Origin of the sequence: Microbacterium algeriense, from assembly GCF_008868005.1 — a bacterium.
GTDB classification, from domain to species: domain Bacteria; phylum Actinomycetota; class Actinomycetes; order Actinomycetales; family Microbacteriaceae; genus Microbacterium; species Microbacterium algeriense.
This window is the reverse complement of record NZ_WAAO01000002.1, coordinates 640,249-664,095: the sequence shown is the minus strand read 5'-3', so window position 1 is coordinate 664,095 and position 23,847 is coordinate 640,249. Positions and strand designations below refer to the sequence as shown.

Annotated in this window: 30 protein-coding genes; 7 read left to right on the top strand and 23 right to left on the bottom strand. The window is 64.9% G+C overall.

Annotated elements, in window-relative coordinates; all coding sequences use genetic code 11:
* The first annotated feature begins 28 nt into the window (after positions 1-28).
* Positions 29-1,573 carry a recombinase family protein gene (locus tag F6A08_RS10790; protein ID WP_151459438.1) on the top strand — a complete coding sequence of 515 codons (1,545 nt, stop codon included), beginning with the start codon at positions 29-31 and terminating at the stop codon, positions 1,571-1,573.
* Positions 1,574-1,667: 94 nt separating this feature from the next.
* On the opposite strand, the gene F6A08_RS10785 is transcribed toward F6A08_RS10790, so the two are convergent.
* Together F6A08_RS10785 and F6A08_RS10780 are read right to left on the bottom strand one after the other, a co-directional pair.
* Positions 1,668-2,552, bottom strand: a complete 885-nt coding sequence (locus F6A08_RS10785; RefSeq protein WP_151459437.1) for a hypothetical protein — start codon at positions 2,550-2,552, stop codon at positions 1,668-1,670.
* Between the two features lie 30 nt (positions 2,553-2,582).
* Positions 2,583-3,227, bottom strand: a complete 645-nt coding sequence (locus F6A08_RS10780) for a DUF4145 domain-containing protein (protein WP_151459436.1) — start codon at positions 3,225-3,227, stop codon at positions 2,583-2,585.
* A gap of 101 nt (positions 3,228-3,328) precedes the next feature.
* On the opposite strand from F6A08_RS10780, the gene F6A08_RS10775 reads away from it, so the two are divergent.
* A complete protein-coding gene (locus F6A08_RS10775) occupies positions 3,329-4,285 on the top strand; it encodes a hypothetical protein (RefSeq protein WP_151459435.1) in 957 nt (318 codons plus the stop codon).
* Here F6A08_RS10775 and F6A08_RS10770 read toward each other — a convergent pair.
* Entirely contained in the window at positions 4,282-4,890 is a 609-nt protein-coding gene (locus tag F6A08_RS10770) for a recombinase family protein (RefSeq protein ID WP_151459434.1), read from the bottom strand. The genes F6A08_RS10775 and F6A08_RS10770 overlap by 4 nt on opposite strands.
* Before the next feature lie 18 nt (positions 4,891-4,908).
* Here F6A08_RS10770 and F6A08_RS10765 point away from each other — a divergent pair, with 18 nt between their 5' ends.
* Positions 4,909-5,106, top strand: a complete 198-nt coding sequence (locus F6A08_RS10765) for a hypothetical protein (protein WP_151459433.1) — start codon at positions 4,909-4,911, stop codon at positions 5,104-5,106.
* A gap of 4 nt (positions 5,107-5,110) precedes the next feature.
* Here F6A08_RS10765 and F6A08_RS10760 read toward each other — a convergent pair whose 3' ends face one another.
* The 15 genes from F6A08_RS10760 to F6A08_RS10700 form a co-directional block, all read right to left on the bottom strand.
* Positions 5,111-5,416 (bottom strand): hypothetical protein, encoded by a 306-nt coding sequence (locus tag F6A08_RS10760; protein ID WP_151459432.1) that lies wholly within the window; start codon positions 5,414-5,416, stop codon positions 5,111-5,113.
* Positions 5,416-5,586 carry a hypothetical protein gene (locus F6A08_RS17675; RefSeq protein WP_192576750.1) on the bottom strand — a complete coding sequence of 57 codons (171 nt, stop codon included), beginning with the start codon at positions 5,584-5,586 and terminating at the stop codon, positions 5,416-5,418. The genes F6A08_RS10760 and F6A08_RS17675 overlap by 1 nt, the downstream gene beginning before the upstream one ends.
* 44 nt (positions 5,587-5,630) lie before the next feature.
* Positions 5,631-5,762 carry a hypothetical protein gene (locus F6A08_RS17855; RefSeq protein ID WP_263971439.1) on the bottom strand — a complete coding sequence of 44 codons (132 nt, stop codon included), beginning with the start codon at positions 5,760-5,762 and terminating at the stop codon, positions 5,631-5,633.
* A gap of 686 nt (positions 5,763-6,448) precedes the next feature.
* Positions 6,449-8,236 (bottom strand): bifunctional DNA primase/polymerase, encoded by a 1,788-nt coding sequence (locus F6A08_RS10755; protein WP_151459431.1) that lies wholly within the window; start codon positions 8,234-8,236, stop codon positions 6,449-6,451.
* 307 nt (positions 8,237-8,543) lie between these two features.
* On the bottom strand, positions 8,544-8,822 hold the full coding sequence (locus F6A08_RS10750) for a helix-turn-helix domain-containing protein (RefSeq protein ID WP_151459430.1): 279 nt from the start codon (positions 8,820-8,822) through the stop codon (positions 8,544-8,546).
* Positions 8,823-9,355: 533 nt separating this feature from the next.
* On the bottom strand, positions 9,356-9,877 hold the full coding sequence (locus tag F6A08_RS10745) for a hypothetical protein (protein ID WP_151459429.1): 522 nt from the start codon (positions 9,875-9,877) through the stop codon (positions 9,356-9,358).
* A gap of 118 nt (positions 9,878-9,995) precedes the next feature.
* Positions 9,996-10,268 carry a hypothetical protein gene (locus F6A08_RS10740; protein ID WP_151459428.1) on the bottom strand — a complete coding sequence of 91 codons (273 nt, stop codon included), beginning with the start codon at positions 10,266-10,268 and terminating at the stop codon, positions 9,996-9,998.
* Between the two features lie 126 nt (positions 10,269-10,394).
* Positions 10,395-11,540: a hypothetical protein gene (locus tag F6A08_RS10735; protein ID WP_151459427.1), complete on the bottom strand. Its 1,146-nt coding sequence runs from the start codon at positions 11,538-11,540 to the stop codon at positions 10,395-10,397.
* A gap of 180 nt (positions 11,541-11,720) precedes the next feature.
* On the bottom strand, positions 11,721-12,656 hold the full coding sequence (locus F6A08_RS10730; protein ID WP_420846037.1) for an ATP-binding protein: 936 nt from the start codon (positions 12,654-12,656) through the stop codon (positions 11,721-11,723).
* Complete coding sequence (locus F6A08_RS10725) at positions 12,653-13,015, bottom strand: YraN family protein (RefSeq protein ID WP_151459426.1); 363 nt, start codon at positions 13,013-13,015, stop codon at positions 12,653-12,655. Before F6A08_RS10725 ends, F6A08_RS10730 begins: the two co-directional genes overlap by 4 nt.
* 126 nt (positions 13,016-13,141) lie before the next feature.
* Positions 13,142-13,468, bottom strand: coding sequence for a DUF2469 family protein (locus tag F6A08_RS10720; protein WP_017204525.1), 327 nt, complete (start codon positions 13,466-13,468; stop codon positions 13,142-13,144).
* Positions 13,469-13,541: 73 nt separating this feature from the next.
* The gene (locus F6A08_RS10715) at positions 13,542-14,201 is read right to left on the bottom strand and encodes a ribonuclease HII (RefSeq protein WP_124895471.1); all 660 of its coding nucleotides are present in this window, start codon (positions 14,199-14,201) and stop codon (positions 13,542-13,544) included.
* Complete coding sequence (gene lepB / locus F6A08_RS10710; protein ID WP_124895470.1) at positions 14,198-14,923, bottom strand: signal peptidase I; 726 nt, start codon at positions 14,921-14,923, stop codon at positions 14,198-14,200. The genes F6A08_RS10715 and lepB overlap by 4 nt, the downstream gene beginning before the upstream one ends.
* Before the next feature lie 117 nt (positions 14,924-15,040).
* Positions 15,041-15,388: a 50S ribosomal protein L19 gene (gene rplS / locus F6A08_RS10705; RefSeq protein ID WP_026050001.1), complete on the bottom strand. Its 348-nt coding sequence runs from the start codon at positions 15,386-15,388 to the stop codon at positions 15,041-15,043.
* A 170-nt stretch (positions 15,389-15,558) separates the two neighbouring features.
* Positions 15,559-16,047 (bottom strand): hypothetical protein, encoded by a 489-nt coding sequence (locus tag F6A08_RS10700; RefSeq protein WP_026050000.1) that lies wholly within the window; start codon positions 16,045-16,047, stop codon positions 15,559-15,561.
* A gap of 109 nt (positions 16,048-16,156) precedes the next feature.
* Between F6A08_RS10700 and map the strand changes: the two genes are divergently transcribed.
* Together map and F6A08_RS10690 are read left to right on the top strand one after the other, a co-directional pair.
* Positions 16,157-16,939 carry a type I methionyl aminopeptidase gene (map, locus tag F6A08_RS10695; protein ID WP_124895468.1) on the top strand — a complete coding sequence of 261 codons (783 nt, stop codon included), beginning with the start codon at positions 16,157-16,159 and terminating at the stop codon, positions 16,937-16,939.
* 66 nt (positions 16,940-17,005) lie between these two features.
* Positions 17,006-17,599, top strand: coding sequence for a histidine phosphatase family protein (locus F6A08_RS10690; protein WP_225855809.1), 594 nt, complete (start codon positions 17,006-17,008; stop codon positions 17,597-17,599).
* Between the two features lie 26 nt (positions 17,600-17,625).
* Here F6A08_RS10690 and trmD read toward each other — a convergent pair whose 3' ends face one another.
* From trmD to rpsP, 4 genes are read right to left on the bottom strand one after another with little or no spacing between them, the layout of a single operon-like run.
* Positions 17,626-18,345 (bottom strand): tRNA (guanosine(37)-N1)-methyltransferase TrmD, encoded by a 720-nt coding sequence (gene trmD / locus F6A08_RS10685; RefSeq protein ID WP_124895467.1) that lies wholly within the window; start codon positions 18,343-18,345, stop codon positions 17,626-17,628.
* A gap of 19 nt (positions 18,346-18,364) precedes the next feature.
* Entirely contained in the window at positions 18,365-18,970 is a 606-nt protein-coding gene (rimM, locus tag F6A08_RS10680; RefSeq protein ID WP_151459425.1) for a ribosome maturation factor RimM, read from the bottom strand.
* Position 18,971: 1 nt separating this feature from the next.
* A complete protein-coding gene (locus tag F6A08_RS10675; RefSeq protein ID WP_017830729.1) occupies positions 18,972-19,202 on the bottom strand; it encodes an RNA-binding protein in 231 nt (76 codons plus the stop codon).
* A gap of 6 nt (positions 19,203-19,208) precedes the next feature.
* Positions 19,209-19,643, bottom strand: coding sequence for a 30S ribosomal protein S16 (gene rpsP / locus F6A08_RS10670; protein WP_124895465.1), 435 nt, complete (start codon positions 19,641-19,643; stop codon positions 19,209-19,211).
* Positions 19,644-19,852: 209 nt separating this feature from the next.
* Here rpsP and F6A08_RS10665 point away from each other — a divergent pair, with 209 nt between their 5' ends.
* Complete coding sequence (locus tag F6A08_RS10665) at positions 19,853-21,004, top strand: glutamate--cysteine ligase (RefSeq protein WP_017204516.1); 1,152 nt, start codon at positions 19,853-19,855, stop codon at positions 21,002-21,004.
* An 18-nt stretch (positions 21,005-21,022) separates the two neighbouring features.
* On the opposite strand, the gene F6A08_RS10660 is transcribed toward F6A08_RS10665, so the two are convergent.
* Positions 21,023-21,994, bottom strand: a complete 972-nt coding sequence (locus F6A08_RS10660) for a sugar-binding transcriptional regulator (RefSeq protein ID WP_017204515.1) — start codon at positions 21,992-21,994, stop codon at positions 21,023-21,025.
* Between the two features lie 102 nt (positions 21,995-22,096).
* On the opposite strand from F6A08_RS10660, the gene F6A08_RS10655 reads away from it, so the two are divergent.
* Positions 22,097-23,806, top strand: coding sequence for a glycerol-3-phosphate dehydrogenase/oxidase (locus F6A08_RS10655; protein WP_151459424.1), 1,710 nt, complete (start codon positions 22,097-22,099; stop codon positions 23,804-23,806).
* Positions 23,807-23,847 lie beyond the last annotated feature (41 nt).

Here is a 23,847-nt window from a genome sequence, read left to right as displayed (position 1 = left end):
AATAGGAGACAACACAGAAGGAACGAGCATGGGAACCTCAGTCGCAATCTACGCGCGCTTGTCCGTTGACCGCGACGGCACGAAGGTTGGTATCGATACGCAACTCGAAGATTCGCGCAAGCTCGCTCACGAACGCGGCTGGACGATCGTTGCCGAGTACGTGGATCGCAACCTCACCGCGGCTGACAAGCTCGTCAAGCGCCCGGAGTACGACCGGCTCGTTGCCGACTTTCAGATGGGTCGATTCGACTCGCTCGTGTGCTGGGACCTCGACCGTCTCACTCGCCAGCCGCGCCAGCTCGAAGACTGGATCGATGCCGCCGAGGATCGCGGACTACGGATCGTCACGGCAAACGGAGAAGCCGACCTCGGCACCGATGGAGGGCGCATGTACGCCCGCATCAAGGCCGCCGTCGCGAAAGGTGAAACCGAGCGCGCGAGCGCCCGCCAGAAGCGCAACAAGCAGAGCCGTCGCGAGAACGGCCAGTGGCACGGCGGTACGCCGCCGTACGGCTACCAGGCCGAGGCAGGGAGACTCGTCCCCGACCCTGCCGAAGTCGCTCGCATCCACGAGGTAGCCCGTCGCATGCTGGACGACCGCGAGTCCATGCATAGCATCGTGACGGACTGGAATAACCAGGGCTTCCGGACCCGGAAAGGCAACCACTGGCGACAGGCCAACCTCAGATCGATCATGCTCAATCGCTCGATGCTCGGAGAAACGATGCCGGGTGTTGTCGGGTGGAATCCGATTATCGACCAACGCACATTCGACCGGATGCATGCGCTTCTCGCGGACCCCACCCGCAAGGTAGTCCACTCTCCCGGCGTCAAGGGCGGGAAGTACGCCATGGGTGGAGGTCTGACGGTCTGCGGCGCGTGCCTCAAACCGCTCATCACGCACGTACGGATTGAGAACGGCGCGAAGACCCCCACCATTGCCTGCCTGGCGAGAGTCCACGGGCCGTCGGACAAGCACCCTCGCGTCCCACGAACCCGCGGCGGCATCGAACGCTTGGAGGACACCGGGCGCGTGTCTGTCGTTCATGACGTTCTGGAAGAGGTCGTCTGGGAAAAGCTGACGGAGAAGCTGAAGGCAACGCCCCGGTTCATCCAGCGCATGTCCGAGCAAGACCCCGAGACCGATGATCGACTTGACGCCCTTGAGCAGGAGCGCAGAGACCTTCGAGCGCAGAAGGAGCGCGCACAGAAGGCATACGTGCTCGGAATCATGGGTGCGCGCGACTCCGTCGCAGAGGTTCAACGCATTGACGGTCTGCTCGATGCACTCGGGAAGGAGTACGACTCACTGCTCCGACTGCCTATCTCGCTCGCAGACTTCGACCCTGAGAAGGGAATCGACTGGCGGTCATGGACTCCCGGTCGCCGTCGCGCCGCGCTCAAGGGCTTCATTAAACGCATCGAAGTTGGCCCCTACCCAGAAGGCATGCGCCGAACGCGCCGACGCCTCAAGAACGAGACAGAACAGCAGTACCTCGATGCTAAGCACGAGATCGTCAAGACGGCGACGGCCGAGCGAATCCGGATCGTCTGGCGGTGGGAAGAGGATTAGAGCCTACGCCGCCTTAGTCTCACTCCGGCCCGGGGTTTGCGACATGTTGATTGTCGACAGAAAGCTAAGTCGTTGTCTCCTCGACGCTGAGAGCCTAGGACTCCAACTCTGGGTCGGGTTCCCACGCCTTGAAGGTGTATTCGCCGCGATAGTTGCATGCGCCGCAGGCGTCGCGCTCCTGCCATCCCAGGAAACCATCTACCTCCGCGATATCCCCGTCTGAGCCAAGCTTGTAAGAACCACACTTCGGGCACCGCCTCGGAGGCTTACGCTTGATCTTGACCATCGCCGTCGAGAACACGTCAAGAAGGTGGGCGGTGGCCGCGATCAGCATTTCAGCATCCCAGACCGTTGCGTTTGCGTCGTGTTGGAGACTCACGGCAACGTCCCAAGTCTTGTCGGCTATCTCGCTCAAGTACCGTCGCATCCGCCCAGTCGCGAGAGCTTGAGCGTGGAGCGACGCCCATCCCTTGAAGTCCGCTGCCTTTGGCGGTGTCTCTGGCAGGGCGAGCCACTCAGCTTCGCTGTGTTCGCGAGCAAACGCGATTAGCGCCTCGCGACATTTGATTCCGATGCCCTGGTAGTCCTCGGCCTCGCGCGCAGAATCCAGCGCTTCGCGTGCCGCCTGGACACGCCGCCAGGCAGCACCTATCTGTTCCGCCTTCTCTTCCTCGATTTCTTCGCTCTCTCGCTCCCACAGACGCATCATGAGTCCGACATGGAAGGAAAAGGCGGTGTCGTACTCTGGGAACGCCGACTGATCGTAGAGGTTGGTCGGCTCAGTGATCACCCACCAGCGCTCACTAGGCATGTGGACGTCGTAGACGTCGTAGTCCGTGCCGAGGAGGCGGTAACTCGCGACCTTTTGGACTAGCGTCACCTTGGTCTCTGGGTCATCGGGATCCTCGCGGTTTCGACTCTGGCCTTCGACGTATTGCCGGATGCGTCTCTCTTCATGCTCGGGCAGAGGTTTCGGCATGTATCTCTTTCGGTTGTGAATCGCTTACGGTCACGCACTGGGATTGGAACGCCGAGCGCGCAGCCGTGCAGTCTTCGCCGGGCCCTGAAACACCTCGTTCAGTACTTCGTCCATAAGTGCCAGCACGTCTGCAACGTCGTCGGCGTCCGGCAGGTCCGAGATGTCGCCGTGGGCCATATCGTTGCCCAGGTGCCGTATCTCGTGGGCGGCTTCCTTCGTGTCGTTCCTGATGATGTTCTGACTCGCGAGCTCGTCGATCTTCGAGAGCAAGTTGCCCGTTGTGATGCTCTTCTCCTTCGCAGTCGCCTCAACGACAGTGCGAGCCATCAGGATCGCCGCCATAAGAGCATTGATGCTCCGGCTCGAATGCGCCTCCTGAGCTGCACGCGCAATGTGCTCAGGAACATCTGGAAACTCGGGAGCGTGCCCCACGGAGGGGTACCAGGTGATCGAGTCGTCTGGGGCATGGCTCAGGTAGTCAACGGCATGCTGCGCGTTCTGATTCGGCTTTGTCGTGAAGCCAGCGCTGGCTCGACCGCAGTGATCGCACTTCGCGATGCCCTGAGCGGTGTAGAAGTGGACGCCGATCGAGGTTGGTCCGTGATCCTTCAGCTCTGCCCACTTGACAGTCATGTGCGAGTAACGCTTGCAGAACGGACAGGTTGTGGAGGCCATGATCTGATTATGCCGGTAGTGTCCGACACCGTCTCTTCGCTCCGCGAGGGGCGTGACATCCGCGGGCGACGCCTGGGGATCGCGATCGCTATGATCCCATCATGAGCGACGGAGGGGATATGGATCCGATCATCCTGGGGGCGGTTGCGAAAGCTGGCGAAGTGGGCGTGAAGGCTGCGGACTCCGTCGCTAAGGAGACTGGAGGATTACTCTCACGCCTCCTCGGGCCATCCGCCGACGTGCTAGGCCAAGACTGGGCTGAGCGGCTCCGTCAAAAGAACATGGCCCGTCTGCTGAGCAAGACTGAGAAACACGCCGAAGGCAAGGCAGACCCGGGCTGGGCCCAACCCCGAGTGGCGAACGCTGTTTTTGAGGCTGCACAGTATGCGAACGACGAGATAGTGACGGACTACTTGAGTGGAGTTCTCGCGAGCTCTCGTGAGCCTGATGGTGGAACGGACGACGCGCTCCCCTGGTCAAGCCTTGTCTCTCGGCTCTCGGCTCTCCAACTCCGGATCCACTACGTCTTCTACGCAAATCTGCGTCAGATTGTCAAGGCGACTGAGGAGCGTCAGCGGTTGTTTCACTTCGAGTCGAGGGAGGTGTTGTTGCCTATGAGGGAGTTTCTACCCGCGATAGGCCTCGACGCGGACGGCACCGACTTCCAGCGTTTCGCTGACGCGATGCAGGGGTTGGCACAGGAAGACCTCATCAAGGATTACGCCTATGGAGATCGAGAATTCTTCACCGAACAGCGCGCGAAGGAATTCTCGTTTCCTAGGCTGCGAGGGATGCCGCAGAAGAAGAGCGTTCTGGAGACACCCTACGATGATGTGCTCCGAATCGACTTCTCCTCATTCGGTGTCCAGTTCTTTCTCTGGGGCGTCGGTCATGGCATGGCGCACGACACGGACTACCTCGACCCCGATCAAGACCTTCTTCTGAACGACCCGGACGCCCTGATATCCGACGCGCCTCTGACCGGTATTGGTTTCGCCGAACAGTTCTGGAAGGAATACGAAGTCGAGGAAGACCCGGAAGATGAGGTCCAGCCCTAGGCCGCACGTCTCACGGTCGTCGGATACCACCGCCCTCCCCTGGGCGACGCGATGCCGGCCGAATTGAGGTCGTCCGCGATCGCTTGGAGGGTCAGCCCTTCGGCGCGCATGGCAACGATCTGGTTCGCGACCTCGGCAGGGACCGCGGAGGCTGGACCGGGAACGATGCCGCGCTCCTTCTTAGCGACGGCAAGAGCGGCCTTGGTGCGTTCACCGATGATCTTCGCCTCCCACTCGGCTACCTGCATGAGAATCCCGGCGACGAGTTGACCGGTCGCCGTGGTCATATCGATGCCAAGGTCGAGGGCGATCAGACTCCAGCCCTGCTTCGTCGCCGTCCGCAGAATGTTGCCGAAGTCCACGACCGAGCGAGACAGCCGATCGAGCTTCGCGATCACGAGAGTGTCGTACTCCCCCGAGGCAAGGAGGCTTAGAGCCTGTTGAACGCCGTCGCGTCGGAGCGAGCGAGCACTCTTGCCGTGGTCAACGATGTAGTGCACCGTCCAGCCGCGACGCTCGGCCTCGCGCTCGATCACCTCTCGTTGGGCGTCAACGCCGTAGTCCTGCCGATCCGTCGAGACTCGGAGATAGCCGATCACGTTCATCGCGCGATACCTTCAGCTATGCCTCTGATCGCGAAACAGCACATCCTCCACGTCGACCGCGGCAACGTCGAGAAGGCGTTGGAAGCCCTTGAGGAACAGATGAACGCCCTGCCACCGGTTCGTATCGTAACCATGGACATCAAGGAAGCCACCGTCAATTTCGCTGGCAAGTTGATTCCAGGGATTCGCGTCTTCGCTGTGGTCGAAGAAGTCTGATCGCTCACGGTGCGACCCTGCCTTCCATCAGGCAGTAGAGGTCGCCCTCGACGTAGTGGATGACCGCTCCGCTGGTCGGGTGCACGCCCGTCCAGAGGTAGTCCCCCTCTTCGAAGTCAACGCTCCAACCCGCGTCCATGATCGCGTCGGCAAGCGTGTCGTCAGCGCCGCCAGGGAAGAAGGCGTCTCCGCTACTCTTCTGCTCGAAGGTATCGAGTACGAGCTTGACCCCGGCAAAGGTTGTCGGTCGCTCGGCACGGATACGGGCAAGGGTCTGGTCGTAGCGCGTCCAGTACAGGCCGAGCGACATCAGTGGATCTCGATCATGTTCATGTGGACGACCATGAAGCCCTCAGCCTCGGCAGTGCGACCGGCAGCGCGTAGCTCTTCGTAAACGATCTGACCGGCTCCCTGCCCTGAGTCTTCTTCGTGGATCGCGGCAAGGAGAATCGCCAACTCGTTGAGCTGGTACTTCTTCAAGGACTTGATGAGCTGTCGAGCAGACTCGCGAGTCTCGTGTGGCATCAGTCGTTCACCTGCCCAGTGAAGTTCTCGCGGAGCATGGCGTCGAACTGCTCACGCGCATCGAGTGGCACGTAGATGAGTTCCGACATTTGCTTGAGCAGGGCAGTGAACTCAGGGTTCTGGTTGTACATGTTCATTCCTTCGTTAACGTCGTACAGGAATTGCGAAATGCAATTCCTGTTACAACAATTCAACCAGGAAGCAGTGCCCATGTCAGGTTCGAGCGATCTCGATAAATGCCCTCCCGATAGCGCCTTATGACATCGACGTAGAGCATCAACAGCGTCGCCCACAGTTGCTCCAAGGTCGATCAATACCAACCCTTGAAGTAATCCCGTTAGATTGACGCTCAGCAACGCTGACGGCGGGTTACTGGCGTTCCCGGCAGGTGGATTCGCTGCCGATGGGTGCTCCAGAGTCGCGGTAGGTAGAGGTTTGGGACTTGCTCTAGGGATGGATCATTCAGTCAAACCTTTCCCGATGATCCCAATTCGGTCCCTGAGAATGACGCTCTAGGCCTTTACCGCTCTTAGCTGTCCTATTCGTACGCTTCAGAGCCTTCCGTTGCGGTATCAGAACGGCTGGCATGTACTAGCCCCTATATAGATAGGGGCTAGTACCAGCAGCCGGTACCGCGAGTACTACTGAGTACCAGCGCAGTACCGGCTGAGTACTGATCGAGTACTGCTGGTACTGGGAATATCGGCGTTCTCGGTACCGATCGGGCCCAAAACACGTGAATATCGCCCGTTTTCGTCAGTTCTCGGTACCAGCCGGTACCAGTAGCTCCGTACCTATACCAGCGCGAGTGCTGGCATCAGACGTCGCCGATTCCGTAGAACGCGAGCCCACGGACTGAGGGTCGAACCTCCCGCACTCTTCCGTCGCCGGTCTTCGTGACATCGAGGTAGCCGAGCTTGTCGAGGAGGTCGCGCAACCTTGGCCACGTTCCGGTGCGGCCGAGTTTGAGGTCGCTCTGCACGGCGTTCTGCGATGCTCCGGGGTGGTCGTGGAGGTACGTAAGCACCCTCCTGCCCTGCTCGATATCCGCATCGAGAGTGTCCGACGCCGCAACGATGGGACTAACGCGCTGAACGACAATCGAGTCTCCAAATCCCTCCGTCGCGAAGTCGATGGGATCGAAGAGCGCGGCGCCCTTTTGCTTGACGTTGGTGATGCGCTGGCTCTTCACCTGCATGACGACATCGAGCGCCTGGCGCTGGCGCGACGAACCACGCTCGCGGGAGTCGTCCCATCCGGTGTGGTGGACGAGACCAACCGCTGCCCCGGTCTCGTGCGCGATGCGCTGGATAGCACGCTTCAGCACGGTGAAGTCCTTCGAACGATCTTCGTCGCCTGAGGGCATGTGGTCGGCCTGCGTATCGAACACGATGAGTCGCCAGCCTTTGCCGGGGAACCGGTCAGCCCGATACGCCTCGAGGTCTTCGATGATCGCGTCTACGACGCTCCCCCGCATTAGGTCTAGCTGTTCCTCGATGCTGTAGACCATGTGCTCGTCGGATGCGCCAGGGTGCGCCTTGAGCCAGGCATCGAGGCGCACCCCAGCGTCGTATCCACCTTCTCCCAGAATGAACGCGACTGGCCCTGGCTCGTTGATCCGGTGACCCATCCACGGGATGTCGTTTGCAACGCAGCCGAGCATGTCCAGCATCACGAACGACTTGTAGGAACCCGTCTGGCCGAAGACCTGGAACAACGCGCCTACCGGCAGCACGCCGTCGATCATGTACGCCGGTGGTTCGACCGTACGAACTTCACCAGCACTCCGCAGATTCAAGCGCGGCACCTCTCCTTCCTGTTCTGCCTGGAATGGCGCGCGAGACAGCTCGAACCCGTCCGAGTGGTCTTGCTCGAAAGCCGACTGAACCTTCCTCAGCGCGTCCGGCTCTGGGAATGGCGGATCGCAGTTAGCCGCGGCCTGCAGAACGATCTGAGTCACCAACGCCCTATCGTCCTTGAGTCGTCGCCGCAGATCACACGCGAGTCGGAACAGGTAGTCGTCGCGCCGGCCATCAGAGACACCCGCAGTCCAATCCGAGGGTGTCTCCCAGATTGAGTCGCTCTGGGCGCGTGATCTGAGTGCGTCTGCAAGAAGGGCAGGCACATGGGCGAGTCGCTCAGCGTCGCTCAGAGCGACGTAAGTTCGCCCGTCGATTATCGAACCAGGGAGAACAACAAGCCCGCCAGTCGTTCTCACGTCGACGCCGGGCATGAGCTTCGCAGCGCTCCGCAACCCGTCGACATGATGGAAGTACAGATGCATCCCACCGCTCGGAGTTCGCACGGTGTAGGTGTTCGGCCACGGCATAGAGCGCTGCGCGAACCACTCGCGCAAGGTCTGTTCTCCGTTGCCGTTCGTATCGAGGTCAACCACGAGCAGGTCGGAGGTCTCCCCTGTTGCGACACCCCAATTGGCGTCGGGCTTCTCTTCCAGCCAACGCTTGATCGTCGATTGGTCGGTCGTCCCCGCCTTGTACCCGTTGGATGTCCACGGGTTCTTCGCGTTCGGCACGACGGGAAAGATCTTCCAGCCGCGATCCGTGAACTGCCTCAGTTCGTCCAATGTCCTAGCCACCTTGGCCACCCACGATCACCGAGAGTGCCGAAAGAACGACAGCAACGTTTGCGGCCACCAGTGAGAACAGAGACCACCCATTGAGCGTGACAGAAAATCGCTCTGACCTGCGCTTCCTGGTAATATCACTGTTGACTGGAATCGTGTTCTTCAATCGGTTCTTTCTAGCTGCGGTGGGGAGAAGGGTCGCCTTGGTCGGGGCGGCCCTTTTCTCATGCGTGAGTGGCATCGGACTCACCCCCACGAAGGAACGCGACGAACCAGTCAACGTATTCGTCCGGGATCGGAGCAGGAGTTGCCTGCTCAGCCGGGGAACTCACTGTTCGACCGTTCGCGCGTCGCGACCAGAGCGCGAGAACCGGCTGCCGTTGACGTTGAAATACTTCAGCAACGCGGGCTCGAACATGGTCTGAACAGGCAGCCCAATGAGACCTTCGAGAGCGTCGATCTCATGCGCAGTCGGATAGCTCCGACCACTGATGAGCACGTTGACTCGCGGGACGGAGCAGCCGAGTGCGCGAGCAACCTGCTTGTGGGTGAATTCACGAGCGCCGATGTGGTTGCCAAGTGGCTGACGACGGAAAGGGAGACCCATCTGGGATCACCACCTAACGGTGTGATCGACCAGAGGTTCTGTCCGTGTCTACTAACCGGAGGTCCGAGCCTCGCCCGACTAGCTGAGTTGCTTCACAGGCTTGGAAGCAGAGATCAGATCGGCGCATTCGCGATTGGTGCGATACAACAATTGTAATACGGATCGATACAGATTTTGATGTCTGATCAGCCCGTTATCGAACCGTTTTGTTACACCAGACCTAGCCGTCGATCAACTCTGACCCGGAGCAGTGGATCACTGGCTGAGCGTTGCTGAGCGTCAATCTGAGCGACTTTCTCGTCTACCTGGTCGAATCGATCGACGGCGATTCTAGGAAACGCTGTCGTCGTGTTGCCTGATGTATGCGACGGCCTGCGCTCGACGCTTGAATGCCCGGCATCGGCAATCTCGCATGCCATGTGGCGACCCGGTACACTCGGGCGCGACCGCGAACACGATCTGCCTGTACGTTCCCCAAGCCTGGCCTTCTCCCACCGACCGTAAGCGCCAGCCACGCTCCCCTACAGGCGTGATCATCGAAGCGGATTCGCAGAACCACGGACGCGACCGCGACCAGTCGCTGAATCGGGCACGATTCGCGGGCCGTCGAAGCGTTCGAGCTTCGACATGTCGCGGACTGGCGGTAGGGATTCCTCGACCACTTCCGCGTCCTCAACGTCTTCGGTGCCGGTCGTGTATTCCTCTGCCATGGGCATGATGATCGCCTGCATGGTGACCTCCCATGGCTTGTCCTGCTTGTGCTCGATGGTTACGCCCTTGCCGAACCCGGTTCGGTCGAGAACCATCGAGACAGCGCGGAGTTTGTCGCCGTCAGACGTGCTCGGAGCTTCGAGGATCTTGTTGAGCTCAACGAGGGCGGGCATGACCATCGCCTGTAGTCGCTCCTGTGCCTTGCGCTGAATGTGAGCCGCAGCGCCCCCGTGCTTCTTGCAGACAGTGCCGCCCTTGATCGGTGCGTTCTTGCACTGTTCGCCATTGCGCTTCGTGTACCTGCATCGCGGTGCGTCGATGCCGTCGAGCGCTTTCGCGATCACGTCGTTCGGCTTGTGCTTGCCCCCGCCGTGCGCCTGGCAGACCTTCGAGCCGTGAACTGCCCAGCGACGACATGGGGCACCGGCTCGGGTGGTTGCGTTGCAGTGAACTCTGGACATGTCAGCCCCGACGCCCTCTGCGCGGCGTAGAGACGAGTTCAGCTTCGAACTGCTCCGAGAGGGCGCGGACGCCAGGATCGGCGCTCACATGGGCGCCGACGGCCGCGTGGAGGCGCTGAGAGATTGGCTCCACCTCGTTGTGCAGCGCGCTCTCGAAGTCCCTCCGGAGTTCGGGATCAAACCCAGCGCCCATCGGCGTCGTGTTCTTGAAGTCGAGGACGGCGCGCGCAGTCGCGATGTCGCGACCGGAAAGCATCGGTTCGAGGAATGTCATGAGCGTGGCCTTTCATGAGGGTGGCTCGGAGAGTGACAGGGCGCCGTGCCGGAGCCACGCGACACGGCGCCCTGGTCTTGTTCTGCCGGGTGAAGGAAGAGAAGCCCCGGCAGGACGGTGGCCCCGTTACGGCCAGATCGGGTTCTGGTAGGAACCCGACGCCTTGATCTGCATCACTGCAGCAGCGCCACGGTGTCGGACACCGACACCGAATCCGCGCGTGAAGTACGAGTTCACGAGGGGGTACCGCGAACCGTCGTTCGGGTTCACGAGGCGAAGGCCGCGGTGCTGCGCGCTGATGTGCTCGCGGAACAGGAGCGGGTTACGAGACGAGTTCGGACCCGAAGTCGCAAGAGCGATGACGTAGCCCTGCGGCACGCGGTAGTTCTTGCTGATCCAGGCGTCGCCGTAGGAACCCTCGATTGGCAGACCGTTGAACTGTGCCGGAGGCTTGTCGCCAACGATCGTCAGATCGGTGAGGTACGCCGGAGCACTCACGGACGGGATGAAGTCGTACGGGTTGGCCGCCAGGTTCGCTGGGTCGCGCCGGAAGGTCGCGATTGCGTCAGCTTCTGTGGGGTGAGCGAAGATCACGACCTGTTCGCCGGACTCGCGACGACCGTAGCCGTGCTCCTGGATCGTGTCGGTCAGCGCCTTGATGTCCCCACCGTCGACGGTCGCAGCACCTGACACAAGGTAGTGCGAATGGGTGTCGGTGAACGTCTTGCCGTCGTACGACGGAGGAACCTCGCCCGTCGACCCGTCCCACAGGTCGAAGATGTCCACACCGTTCTCGTTGACGTCGCGGGAACCGGCGACGCGCTTGTCGGTAAGCGCGCTCATGGTCTTACGAAAGACCAGCCGATTGTCCATCTCCAGCTTGTCCTGGAACTGGAGGTCGACCTGCTCGCGAGAAGCGTCGCGCAGGAACGCCGCAGTGAAGCGCGATGCAGCATCGAACCACTCGAGCGGGAGACCCATTCGGAAGTAGTCGACGTCGCGGCGGCTCGAACGCGGTACGCCGAACTCGCTCTGCGGTTCGAAGTCCTCGCCCTTGCCGGGCTCCTTCGGAAGCTGCGCGAACGAATCGATCGTGTTCGACGTGAACATGGCCGACAGCGCCGAGCGCCCGAGGTTCCACTCGTTGAGAGCGTCGATGAACTCGTTGTAGATGTCGTTGAGGGGAACACCGTCAGCCGTCTGCGTAACGATGTCCGCCGCAACGTTGAAGCCTCGGTCGGCTCCGTAGATGTCACGGATCGGAACGTCCATGGCAACTCCTATCGTTGAGATGGGTTGCGCGACCACGGGTCGAGCTGGATGGCTCTGACTTGCGAGAGGGAGCTAGAAGCTCGAACCTCTCTGCTCAGCAGATGTGCGGTCGACCACCGGTGTTCCGTTGATTCAATTGTACTAGGACATGGATTGGGCTGTCAGGCCTACATAGTTGTATTACTGATTTTTTGACTCGTCGAGGAAGAGGACGCCGCGGTGTGCCCGCGCGATCGCTCCCGGTCGTGCCACGCGGGACCCTCCCCCGACGAGTGCCGCGACCGAAGTGCTGTGATGCGGCGCCTCCAACGGAGGCACCGGATCGAGTGCGGAGACCTGCTCGCCGCTGAGGGACCGCACGGACGCGACTTCGAGCGCCTCTTCCTCGGTGAGCGGAGGCATGATCCCCGGAAGCCGGCGGGCCAGCATCGTCTTCCCCGCACCCGGAGGTCCGCTCAACAGCATGTGATGACCGCCGGCAGCCGCGACGACCAGAGCTTCGACGACCTCCTCCTGTCCGACCACATCCACGAGGTCGTCCGTCGGACGCTCCCGCCGAGGCGACGGGGCCGACGCGGCGGGGACCACCTCTGTCACCTCGACGTCGGCGCCGTGCCACACGGCCACCTCGGCGAGGGAGGCGGCGGCTCTGACCTCGATACCGGGCACCAGCTTCGCTTCGGCCTCGTTCCCCCGTGGCACGATCACGGTGTCGAATCCCGCCCGTGACGCGGCGAACACGGCCGGCAGCACCCCGGGGACCGGACGGATGCGCCCGTCGAGCCCGAGCTCGCCGACGTGGACGACGGACGAGATCGATCGCGCATCGACGGCGCCGCCGGCTGCGAGGGAGGCCATGGCGACCCCGAGGTCGAAGCCGGCCCCGTGCTTGGGAAGGCTGGCGGGAGACAGATTGACGGTGAGGCGCCGCCGCGGCAGTTCCAGCCCCGCGTTCTTGCAGGCGTTGTGCACCCTTTGCACCGCCTCCGCCAACGACTTGTCGGGGAGGCCGATGATCCGGAACTCCGGCGTCTGGTTCGACAGGTCCGCCTCCACTTCGACGAGATGCCCGTCCACACCGGTGAGCGCGACGGCCCAGGTCCGCGCGGTCGTCATGCGAGGTCCACCAGATGCTCGAGAACTCCGGTGAAGGGGTCGTCGCCGATGATGCCGATGGCCTCGAGGCGCACCGCGCGTCCCCGCGCTTGATCCGGGTGCGCGTGCACCCAGGCGTGGGCGAGTCGCCAGAGACGTCGCCTCTTGCGGTGATCGACCGCTTCGAACGGGTGACCGTACGCGGCGGACCGACGGGTCTTCACCTCGATCACCGCCAGGCGGTCACCGCAGACGGCGACGATGTCGATCTCGCCCTGCGCGCACCTCCAATTGCGAGCGATCACCGTGTAGCCGCTGCGCATCAGGTGCTGTGTCGCGCGCTCTTCCCCTGCTCTGCCGAGCTCATCCTTCGCTGCCATGTGCTCAGCATCGCGAGCTCCCCCCGTCGCCGGGCGCTCTCACCGTGGAGGCACACGGAAGCTGGGGAGAAGTCACGATCTCACGAGCGTGTGGAGCAGATGCGCGGGCTCATCCGCGACCCGGCGTCACTCGCCGTCGAGCGAGAGCTCCTGCGGCAGTTCGAACTCGCGGCGCTGCAGCTCCTCGACGTTGACGTCCTTGAACGTCAGCACGCGGACCGCCTTCACGAAACGGTCGGCGCGGTAGATGTCCCACACCCACACGTCGCTCATCGAGATCTCGAAATAGAAGTCGTGCTCGGTGTCCCGGCGCACGACGTTGACCTCGTTCGCCAGGTAGAAGCGGCGCTCGGTCTCCACGACGTACTGGAACTGCGACACCACGTCTCGGTACTCCCGGAACAGGGCCAGCTCGAGCTCGCGGTCGTAGTCGTCGAAGGCTTCCTCATCCATGATGTGTCCATCCTAGAGTCGTGTGCGGCCGGCAGCGGCATCGCCGGCCGACCGGTCGGTCCGGCCGGTGCGCTCAGAACAGCGTCGGGACGTCCGCGATCGCCCAGGAGGAGCGATGGAACGGGGAGAGCCCCGTGCTGCGGATCGCGTCTCGGTGCTCCGGACTGGCGTAGCCCTTGTTGCGGTTCCACTGGTACACGGGATGCTCCTCGTGCAGCTGCGCCATGTAGCCGTCCCGCGCCACCTTCGCTATCACCGACGCGGCTGAGACCGAAGCGCAGTCCCGGTCGGCCTTGATGACGGGGCGCACCCGCAGCGGCGCGGGGTGCACCTTCGACACGTAGTCGTGGTTGCCGTCCAGCAGGACCAGCGCCTGGTCGAGGGCGACGCCCTGATCGGCGATGGCCTGTACGGCACGAGAAGCCGCCAGGCCGAGTGCGCGCATGATCCCGACCTCGTCGATCTCCTCGGCACTCGCCCAGCCCACCGCCGACGCCTGCACCCACGCGGCGGCGCGGGCGGCCACCTCCGGCCGTCTGCGCTCGGTCACGAGCTTCGAGTCGCGCAGGCCCTCGGGCACACGACGTCGAGCACCCGACGCGTCCATGGCCGCAGCGCCGACGGCGACCGGACCGGCGAGTGCTCCACGACCCACCTCGTCGAGCGAGACGATCAGCTCGCACTCCCCCAGGAGCCGCCGCTCCAGAGTCAGCTTCGGCGCGATCACGGTCATTCCGCCGCCGGTACGCCGTTGAAGATCTGGTGGTGGCCGTCGATCGGGCCCATGCGATCGAGCGGCCAGGTGGTGAGGAACGCCTTGCCGACGATGTTGCCGATCGGGACGAAGCCTCCGCTCGGCAGGTCCTGGTGCGCGCGGGAGTCCCGCGAGCGGTCGCGGTTGTCGCCAAGGAGCCACACCGAGTCCTCGGGCACGACGACATCGAAGGGCTCGTTCGAGGCCGCCGTATCGCCCTCCGGGAGGTTGAGGTAGCTGAGTTCATCGATCGGCGCACCGTTGATGGTGATCTGTCCCAGCGCGTTGCAGCACACGACATGATCGCCGGGAAGACCGATGACCCGCTTGACGAGGTGGTCCTGCGAGTCCGTCGCGGAGATGCCGACGAAGTTGAGCACCCAGTCCACCGCCTCGACCAGCGGCGGCTGAGCCGGCGTCTGCGGCTGGCCGTCCAGCCATCCGCCCGGGTCCTTGAACACCACGACGTCGCCGCGCTCGTACGGCGTCCACCGCGGAGTGAGCTCATCGACCAGGATGCGGTCGTTGACGAGCAGCGTGCGCTCCATGGAGGCCGAGGGGATGTAGAACGACCGGACCACGAAGCTCTTGACGACGAACGACACGAGCGCCGCGATCACGACGATCACCAGGACGTCGCGGAGGAAGATCAGGAACCCGCGACGACGCTTGGAGGTGGTCGCGGACGGAGAGTCGGTCATCAGGTTCCTTCACGATCGTGCATCGCCTTGGGGCGACGGTATCAAGGTTCGCACACCGGGGAGAGAACACAGCACCCCGGGACATCGTGTCCCGGGGTGCTGTGGAGAAGCTGCGACTCAGCGGTCGCGCTTCTCCTTGATCTTCGCCTTCTTGCCACGGAGCTGGCGGAGGTAGTAGAGCTTCGCGCGACGCACGTCACCGCGGGTGACGACCTCGATGTGGTCGATCACCGGGGAGTGCACCGGGAAGGTGCGCTCGACGCCCACCTGGAAGCTGATCTTGCGGACCGTGAAGGTCTCGCGGACGCTGTCGCCCTGACGGCCGATGACGACGCCCTGGAAGACCTGGATACGAGAGCGGCTGCCCTCGGTGATGTTGACGTGCACCTTGACGGTGTCGCCGGGACCGAAGTCGGGGATGTCGGAACGGAGGGAAGCCGCGTCGACGGCATCGAGGATCTGCATGATCGTCTCTCTCTGCACTCGCCTCAGGTCGGATGCATGATTTCGGAAGGAACAAGAAAGGGGGTGTGCCGTACGGCGCTGATGCGTCCGCGGGCTCCCCTGAGGCAGAGCCGGTCACGGCACAAGGAACCATTCTGCCATGGAAGCGGCGACCCGCCAAAACCGTGACGTCAGTCGCGGGCGTCGGACTCCCTGACCACGATGACCTCCCGCGCGCGCGTCGGCGGCACCGGGTCGTCGGAGGTGCGGATGGTCGACCAGGTGATGGTCTCACGGAGTCGGGTCCCGCTCCCCCGCGCCTCGTTCCACAGCTGCCAGAGCTGCAGCCAGATCAGGCCGATGCCGACGACGATCGCCCCGGTCAGCAGCCAGGGGAACGCCCCGTCGATGAAGAAGCCGACCGCGATGGTGAGACCGTGCCAGAGCGTGAAGCCGCCCACGTCCCACCACGACACGGCGCGCTCGATGCGCACAGACGGGCGGGAACGGGTGAGGACCGTGAGCAGGAGCTGCCCGAGGAAGACCGAGGGCATCGCGATGAGAAGCACCCACAGGATCGACCAGCCGCCCTGGAAGACGCCCCACCCGATCAGGAGCCACAGCGGCAGGAGGAACGCCGCCGGGAGAAGCCAGCGGAAGAACGCCTGTCGCAACCACATGCTCCGATCGTACGACGCCTGCGCCGCGACCGACACGGTGTTCGCTGAGAGCGCGCGGCGTACCGGGGCCCGGTGATCAGGGAGAATGGAAGGGACGAGAGGACACCCGATGATCGAACTGCGCACCCCCGCCGAGATCGAAGAGATGCGCGCCGCCGGACGGTTCGTCGCGGAGACCCTGGCGACGCTGCGCGACGAGACGAAGGTCGGGACGAACCTCCTCTCGATCGATCGCCGCGCACACGACATGATCCGCAAGGCAGGGGCGGAGTCCTGCTACATCGACTACCACCCGTCCTTCGGCGCCAGCCCGTTCGGCAAGGTGATCTGCACGTCGGTGAACGACGCCGTGCTGCACGGGCTGCCCCACGACTACGCCCTCCGCGACGGCGACCTGGTCACGCTGGACTTCGCCGTTTCGGTCGACGGCTGGGTCGCTGACTCCGCCGTCTCCTTCGTCGTCGGCACGCCGCGGGACGAGGACCTCCGCTTGATCGACACGACCGAGCGGGCCCTGACGGCGGCGATCCAGACGTCGACCGTCGGCAACCGGATCGGCGACATCTCCGCCGCGATCGCCGCGGTCGCCCACGGCGAGGGCTACTCGATCAACACCGACTTCGGTGGCCACGGCGTCGGCCGCACGATGCACGGCGACCCCCACGTCGCGAACGACGGGCGCGCCGGCCGCGGCTTCCCGCTGCGCGCGGGACTCGTGCTCGCCCTGGAGCCGTGGTTCCTCGCCACGACCGACGAGCTCGTCACGGACCCCGACGGCTGGACCCTGCGCAGCGCGGACGGCTCGCGGGGCGCGCATTCCGAGCACACGATCGCGATCACCGAGGACGGCCCGATCATTCTGACCGATCGTTCGTTCCTCGGCGTCGACTGAGCGGCGGCATCACCCCTCGGGCGAAGAGGAGCAGACAGACCGGAGGGGCTGTGCCATCCTGAGTCCATGATTCCGCAGGATCGTCACGTGCCGGAGCGGCTGTTCCTCGCTCGGCACGGTCAGACGGTCTGGAATCTCGAACATCGCCTGCAGGGGCGGCTCGACTCCCCGCTCACGGACGAAGGGCTCGCCCAGTCCCGTGCGATCGCCGAACGGCTCTCCGGAATCGGCATCGTCACCGTGTGCTCCAGCCCGCTCGGTCGTGCGCTCCGGACCGCTCAGGTCGTCGCGGAACGACTCGGCGCCCAGGTCGTCGAGGTCCCCGAGCTCGCGGAGCTGGATCACGGCGAGCTGGCGGGGATGACCTGGGATGAGATCGACGAGGTCCACCCGACCGCCCGGGCGGAGCGCGCCGCCAACCGCTACGGCTGGGCGTTCCCGGGCGGCGAGAGCTACGCACAGGCCAGGGCGCGCGCCCGGAAGGCCCTCAGCAGCTGCGGTTGGGCCGCCACGGGTACGCCGCTGCTCGTCACGCACGAGATGATCGGCCGCATGCTCCGCGCGGAGCTGCGGGGCCTGGATGCCCCGGCTGCGCTGGCCCTGCGGCACCCGCACGGCGTGGTCTTCGAGATCGATCGCCGATCGGAGCGAATGCTCTGAGCCGATGGATCGCTCCTCCGCGCGGATCAGTCCGCCGAGGCCTCTTCGTCGGGGAGCAGGTCGGGGCGACGCGCCCGCGTGCGTTCGAGCTGCTGCTCGCGACGCCAGGCCGCGATCGCCGCGTGATTGCCGCTGAGGAGCACGTCCGGCACCGGGCGCTCCCGCCACGACGACGGCTTCGTGTACGAGGGGTACTCGAGCAGGCCGTCCTCGTGCGACTCCTCGACGAGGCTCTCCGGGTTGCCGACGACACCCGGGATCAGGCGGCCGATGGCCTCGATCATCGCCATGGTGGCGACCTCTCCCCCGTTGAGGACATAGTCGCCGAGACTGATCAGGCGCACCTCGCCGAGGGTGGCGGCGTACTCGAAGACGCGCTCGTCGATCCCCTCGTATCGTCCGCACCCGAAGACGAGGTGCTCACGGGTCGCGAGATCGCGAGCGGTCTTCTGCGTGAAGACCTCTCCGGCCGGAGAAGGGAAGATGATCGTCGGCCGTGCTGCGTCTGTGGAGTCGGGGCGACCGGCGAGCTCATCGAGCGCGAGCGCCCACGGTTCGGGCTTCATGACCATGCCGGCACCGCCGCCGTACGGCGTGTCGTCGACCGTGCGATGGCGATCGGAGGTCCAGTCCCTGAGGTCGCGCACGCGGAGGTCGAGAAGGCCCGACTCGCGCGCCTTCCCGAGCAGCGAGAGGGTCAGACCGTCGAAGTAGGACGGGAAGATGGAGACGACGTCGATGCGCACGGGGGAACCGTATCAGCGGTCACTCGGCCGCAGCGGGGCCCGCGTCGGGCTCCGGATCCGCGTCCGTGTCCGCGGACTCCGGCAGCTCCTCGAAGAGTCCGCGCGGCGGTGTCACGATGACGCGACCTGCCGCCACGTCGACGGTCGGCACGATGGCGGCGACGAACGGCACCATGACCTCGCGGTCTCCGGCCTTGACGATGAGGAGGTCCTGCGCGGGGAAGTGCTCCACCCGCACGACGCGGCCGATGACCTCGTCCTCGCGGACCACGTCGAGGCCCACGAGCTGGTGGTCGAACCACGCGTCCTCTTCGACCTCGTCGACGTCCTGGTCGATCCAGAGGATCGCTCTGACCAGGCTCTCCGCCGCATCACGATCATCGACGTCCTGGAAGAAGACGACGGGATTGCCGTTCATCACGCGGTACTCGCGAACGGTCAGATCCTTGCCGTGCCACGGAGATGCCTCCGGCACCTGCAACGTGAAGACGGCTCCGGGGACGAAGCGCCCCTCCGGATTGTCGGTGTACAGCTCGAGCTTCAGCCCGCCCTTGAGTCCGTGCGCCTTCACGAGGCGCCCGACGCGCAGCTGGTTCTTGCCCTGGTTGCGGTCCTTCGGCACCACGTCAGTCGTCCGCGACGTCGACGCGCACACGACGCCCGTCAGCGAGAGCGCTGACGAGGGTGCGAAGTGCCTTGGCGGTGCGGCCGCCGCGCCCGATCACGCGTCCACGGTCGTCGGGGTGCACACGCACCTCGAGGAGGTCGCCTCGCGGCGATGTCGACTCGTTGATGCGAACATCCTCCGGGTGATCGACGATCCCCTTGACGATGTGTTCGAGCGCGGCGGCGAGCACAGCGGATTACTCTGCGTCGGCGGCGGGAGCCTCGGCGGGCTCCGCGTCGGCGGCGGGTGCCTCGGCCGGCGCTGCGGCCGGCTCGGCCTTCTCGGCCTTGGGCTTGACGACGGACTTCTTGGAGGCGTCGATCTCGAAGGGGGCCTTCGGCTCGGCGACCTTGAGGGTCGACTTCGCGTCCTTGTCGCCCTTGAACTTGCCCCAGTCACCCGTGATCTTGAGGATGGCAGCGACCTGCTCGGTCGGCTGCGCGCCGACGGACAGCCAGTACTGCGCCCGCTCGGAGTCGACCTCGATGAACGAGGGCTCCTCGGTGGGGTGGTACTTGCCGATCTCCTCGATCACGCGACCGTCGCGCTTGGTCTTGGAGTCGGCGACGACGATGCGGTAGTACGGTGCGCGGATCTTGCCCAGGCGCTTGAGACGAATCTTGACAGCCACGATTCTCCTGAATTGTGTGGAAGGGAAAACGAACCGGTCGCCTGGGGAGTGGGGTGCACACCCGGCGGAAGCTCAAAAGGAGGACTGGTGCTGGATAGAGGGTCGAGCACGTCGTCCGACCCTCTATTCTGCCAGATGCGCGCGCCAGGCGCGAAACGCGGCGAAACCGCGGTTGCCGTGTCGCGCCCCGCGCATGCCAGACTGTGCGGGTGAAGCTCGAGTTCGCCTCATCGGCGCGGTCCACCGTCGGCCTCGAATGGGAGATCATGCTCGCGGATCCCGTGAGCGGTGACCTCGTCGGGCGCGCCCCCGAACTGCTGTCCGCCCTCGAGGAGCAGAGCGCCGACGAACGCCACACGGTCACCGGCGAGCTGCTGACGAACACGATCGAGGTCACGAGCGGGATCGGCGATTCGGTCGCCCACGCCGTCGACGACATCGCGAACGCCATCACCGCGGTCCGCGAGGCGACGGATCCGGCCGGGATCGAGCTGCTCTCCGCCGGCAGCCACCCGTTCGCCCAGTGGTACGACCAGGACGTGACGGACAAGTCGCGCTACCACACCCTGATCGAGCGCACCCAGTGGTGGGGGCGCAACATGATGATCTGGGGCATCCACGTGCACATCGGCGTCGAGGACCAGCGCAAGGTGTTTCCCCTCATCAACGCGCTCTCGGCGTTCCTGCCGCACCTCCAGGCGCTCTCCGCATCCAGTCCGTTCTGGGCGGGCGAGCGCACCGGGTACGCCTCGAACCGTGCGCTCGTCTTCCAGCAGCTGCCGACCGCCGGTCTCCCCTGGCCGCTGCAGGACTGGTCCGAGTACGAGGCCTACCTCGACGACATGGTGCGCACCGGCGTGATGGCCGACGCGACCGAGGTCCGCTGGGACATCCGGCCCGCACCGCGGTGGGGCACCATCGAGGTCAGGGCCTGCGACGGATTGTCCACCCTGCCGGAGCTCGCGTCCGTCGCCGCGCTGGTGCAGGTGCTCGTCGAGCATTTCTCCCGCGAGCTCGACGAAGGACGCACGCTGCCGACGCTGCCCGCCTGGTTCCACCGCGAGAACAAGTGGCGGGCCGCGCGTTACGGACTCGGCGCTCGTGTGATCGTCGACCGGGACGGCACGCAGCGCCCGGTGCGCGAGCACCTCACCGAGACGCTCGAGAAGCTGGCTCCGGTGGCCGTCGAGCTGGGTTGCGGACGGGAGTTCGGCGGCATCGGCACGATCCTGGACGGCGGCGCGAGCTACGCCCGGCAGCTGGCGGTCGCGGACGCATCCGACGGCAACCTGGTGCCGGTCGTGCACCACCTCATCCGCGAGTTCCGCACGGGCCCGGAGTCTTCGACCGAAGAGCCCTGACCGCCGACCGAGGAGGGCTCAGTCCTCGACGAGGCGCCGCCCGAGTCCCTCGTCCAGGACGACATCGGTGATGAGGCCGGCTGCCAGAGCCGCGCGCAGGCTCGCCAGCTTCGGAACCCCAGAGACGACGCACACGCGTCGCGGCACGCGGCGCAGCCGATCGAGGCCGGGCCCCGTCGCCCTGGCGTTCACGCGGATGTCGCGCCATGAGCCGTCCGCACGGAAGAAGACGGTCGCGACGTCCCCGATCGCGTGATCCTCGCGGAGACTTCGGTAGTCGTCGCGGCCGAGGTACCCGCCGACGTAGACCCGGCTGGGCACCTCGGCGGCGGGCGAGCCCAGGCTGAACACGGCGACGTCCATCTTGGCCTGCAGGTCGAGCACACGCCGCGTGCTCCGCTCCCGCCACATCGCCTCACGCGTCGCCGGGTCGTCGAAGAAGGCGGGGACGGGGAACTGCTGCACCTGCGCGCCGAACGCGCTCCCGAACCGCTGGAGGATGTCGCTGGAGTACTCCACGCCGGTGGTCTGCGTGTTGCCGGCGCCGTTGAGCTGCACGAACGTCGTGTTGTGCGTCTCCTTCTGGGTCAGCCCGCGGCTCACGGCGCTGATCGTGGATCCCCACGCCACGCCGATGATCATGTTCGAGTCGACGAACTGCGACAGCAGCCGCCCGGCGGTGAGGGCCACGCGCTCGAGCCGCTCCACCTCGCTGAGGATCTCCGGCATCGGCACCACGTGCGCGGCCACCCGGTGCCGATCCCTGATCTGCTGCTCGAGCATCCCCAGGCGCTCGAGCGGCGAGTTGATCCGGATGTCGACGAGTCCGCTCTCCCGGGCGAAGCTCAGCAGACGGGAGACCGAGGACCGGGACGTGCCGAGCTCCTGCGCGATGACCTCCATCGTCTTGTCCTGCATGTAGTAGAGCTGCGCGGCGGTGAGCGCCGCGACCAGCTTGCTGTCGCGTGATTGCGCGCCGCCACCGACCATGAGTCCTCCTCATCCACGATCCTTGCACATATGTGCAGTGGGCTTGCGCGCGGCTCCCGCGGAGGTCGATGCTGGGTGCAAGCAAGGAAGAGAGGATCGACGATGATCGATTCGACACACTCGTCCGCGGAGCGCGCGGACGTTCGCGCTGCCCGCGAATCCGGACGCACGAGCGTCCTCGTCATCGGCGGCGGGATCAACGGCATCTCGACGTTCCGCGACCTGGCACTGCAGGGTGTGGATGTGCTCCTCGTCGAACGGGGCGACTTCGCATCCGGCGCATCCGCAGCGTCGAGCCACATGATCCACGGCGGGATCCGCTACCTCGAGAACGGCGAGTTCCGCCTCGTGCGCGAGTCCGTCGAGGAGCGCAACGGCCTGCTCAAGATCGCTCCGCACTACGTCAAGCCGCTGCAGACGACGATCCCGATCTACTCGACCTTCTCCGGCATCCTCTCCGCTCCGCTGCGGTTCCTGACGCACAAGAGCGGCAAGCCGCAGGAGCGCGGAGCGTTCCTCATCAAGGTCGGCCTCACGATCTACGACACCTTCTCCCGCGACGGCGGCACGGTCCCTCGGCACCGCTTCCTCGGGCGCAAGAAGTCGCTCGCCGAGCTGCCCTCCCTCGACCCGAAGATCAAGTACACCGCGACGTACTACGACGCCTCGATGCACGACCCCGAGCGCCTGGCCCTCGACGTGCTCCAGGACGGTCGTTCCGCGCACCCGGGCGCCGTCGCCCTGAACTACGTCGAGGCGATCGGCCGCGACGGCGACAAGGTGCTGCTGCGCGACCGCGAGAGCGGCACGGAGTTCGCGGTGGCGGCCGACGTGATCGTGAACTCCTCCGGCCCGTGGACCGATCTCACCAACGAGGAGCTCGGCCTCGACAGCCGCTTCATGGGAGGCACCAAGGGATCCCACATCGTCCTCGACCACCCGGAGCTGCTGGAGGCCACCCGTGGCCGCGAGATCTTCTTCGAGCACTCCGACGGACGCATCGTGCTCATCTACCCGCTCAAGGGTCGCGTCCTGGTCGGCACCACCGACATCGACGCCGATCCTCGCGAGGTCCCGGTGTGCACGGAGGAGGAGATCGACTACTTCTTCGATCTGATCCACCACGTGTTCCCCACGATCCCCGTCTCGCGTGAGCAGATCGTCTACAACTTCTCCGGGATCCGCCCTCTCCCCCGGCACGAGGACACCGCTCCCGGGTTCGTCTCCCGCGACTACCGGATCGAGGTCGACCGCGAGGGTGCTGTTCCCCTCGTCAGCCTCGTCGGCGGCAAGTGGACGACGTTCCGGGCGCTCGGCGCCTCCCTCTCCGACGTGGTCCTCGGGCTGATCGACCGGACGCGGACCGTGTCGACGGCGGGTCGCGCTATCGGCGGCGGTCGCGACTTCCCTCGCACCGAGAAGGCGAAGCGCATCTGGATCCAGGAGAACCTTCCCGGGGCTGGCGCGCGTGCCGACCAGCTTCTGACGCGCTACGGCACACGGGCCGCTCAGGTCTGGGAGTACGTCGAGCAGGGTGACGACGCGCCCCTGGCCGGTGGAGACCTCTCGACGCGAGAGCTCGAGTGGATGGTGCACAACGAGCTCGTGGCGCGCCTGGAGGACGTCATCCTCCGCCGCACGAGCATCGCGTTCACGGGCGGAGCGAACGCAGAGGTGCTCGACGAGATCGCCGACGCGCTCGCGCCGCTCCTCGGGTGGGACAGCGCTCGTCACGACGCCGAGCTGGAGCAGACCCGCCTGCTGCTGAACGAAAGACACGGACTCCACATCCCGTCCCGCGCCCGCGGCTGACGGACCTCCGACCGCCGCCCTCCTCGCGGCGTATCTCCCAG

Excerpts from the sequence above, each read along its gene's own strand:
- F6A08_RS10660 (WP_017204515.1), bottom strand. The coding sequence starts at position 21,994 with ATGGTCGGTGGCGGCGCGCAATCACGCGACAGCAAGCTGGTCGCGGCG.
- lepB (WP_124895470.1), bottom strand. The coding sequence starts at position 14,923 with ATGACCGACTCTCCGTCCGCGACCACCTCCAAGCGTCGTCGCGGGTTC.
- rplS (WP_026050001.1), bottom strand. The coding sequence starts at position 15,388 with ATGCAGATCCTCGATGCCGTCGACGCGGCTTCCCTCCGTTCCGACATC.
- F6A08_RS10730 (WP_420846037.1), bottom strand. The coding sequence starts at position 12,656 with ATGACGACCGCGCGGACCTGGGCCGTCGCGCTCACCGGTGTGGACGGG.
- F6A08_RS10715 (WP_124895471.1), bottom strand. The coding sequence starts at position 14,201 with ATGACCGTGATCGCGCCGAAGCTGACTCTGGAGCGGCGGCTCCTGGGG.
- F6A08_RS10700 (WP_026050000.1), bottom strand. The coding sequence starts at position 16,047 with ATGTGGTTGCGACAGGCGTTCTTCCGCTGGCTTCTCCCGGCGGCGTTC.
- F6A08_RS10790 (WP_151459438.1), top strand. The coding sequence starts at position 29 with ATGGGAACCTCAGTCGCAATCTACGCGCGCTTGTCCGTTGACCGCGAC.
- map (WP_124895468.1), top strand. The coding sequence starts at position 16,157 with ATGATCGAACTGCGCACCCCCGCCGAGATCGAAGAGATGCGCGCCGCC.
- F6A08_RS10690 (WP_225855809.1), top strand. The coding sequence starts at position 17,006 with ATGATTCCGCAGGATCGTCACGTGCCGGAGCGGCTGTTCCTCGCTCGG.
- F6A08_RS10725 (WP_151459426.1), bottom strand. The coding sequence starts at position 13,015 with ATGGCAGCGAAGGATGAGCTCGGCAGAGCAGGGGAAGAGCGCGCGACA.
- F6A08_RS10750 (WP_151459430.1), bottom strand. The coding sequence starts at position 8,822 with ATGGGTCTCCCTTTCCGTCGTCAGCCACTTGGCAACCACATCGGCGCT.
- F6A08_RS10760 (WP_151459432.1), bottom strand. The coding sequence starts at position 5,416 with ATGTCGCTCGGCCTGTACTGGACGCGCTACGACCAGACCCTTGCCCGT.
- F6A08_RS10720 (WP_017204525.1), bottom strand. The coding sequence starts at position 13,468 with ATGGATGAGGAAGCCTTCGACGACTACGACCGCGAGCTCGAGCTGGCC.
- F6A08_RS10655 (WP_151459424.1), top strand. The coding sequence starts at position 22,097 with ATGATCGATTCGACACACTCGTCCGCGGAGCGCGCGGACGTTCGCGCT.
- F6A08_RS10735 (WP_151459427.1), bottom strand. The coding sequence starts at position 11,540 with ATGGACGTTCCGATCCGTGACATCTACGGAGCCGACCGAGGCTTCAAC.
- F6A08_RS10740 (WP_151459428.1), bottom strand. The coding sequence starts at position 10,268 with ATGACATTCCTCGAACCGATGCTTTCCGGTCGCGACATCGCGACTGCG.
- F6A08_RS10785 (WP_151459437.1), bottom strand. The coding sequence starts at position 2,552 with ATGCCGAAACCTCTGCCCGAGCATGAAGAGAGACGCATCCGGCAATAC.
- F6A08_RS10780 (WP_151459436.1), bottom strand. The coding sequence starts at position 3,227 with ATGGCCTCCACAACCTGTCCGTTCTGCAAGCGTTACTCGCACATGACT.
- F6A08_RS10765 (WP_151459433.1), top strand. The coding sequence starts at position 4,909 with ATGCCTCTGATCGCGAAACAGCACATCCTCCACGTCGACCGCGGCAAC.
- F6A08_RS17855 (WP_263971439.1), bottom strand. The coding sequence starts at position 5,762 with ATGTACAACCAGAACCCTGAGTTCACTGCCCTGCTCAAGCAAATGTCG.
- F6A08_RS10775 (WP_151459435.1), top strand. The coding sequence starts at position 3,329 with ATGAGCGACGGAGGGGATATGGATCCGATCATCCTGGGGGCGGTTGCG.
- F6A08_RS10770 (WP_151459434.1), bottom strand. The coding sequence starts at position 4,890 with ATGAACGTGATCGGCTATCTCCGAGTCTCGACGGATCGGCAGGACTAC.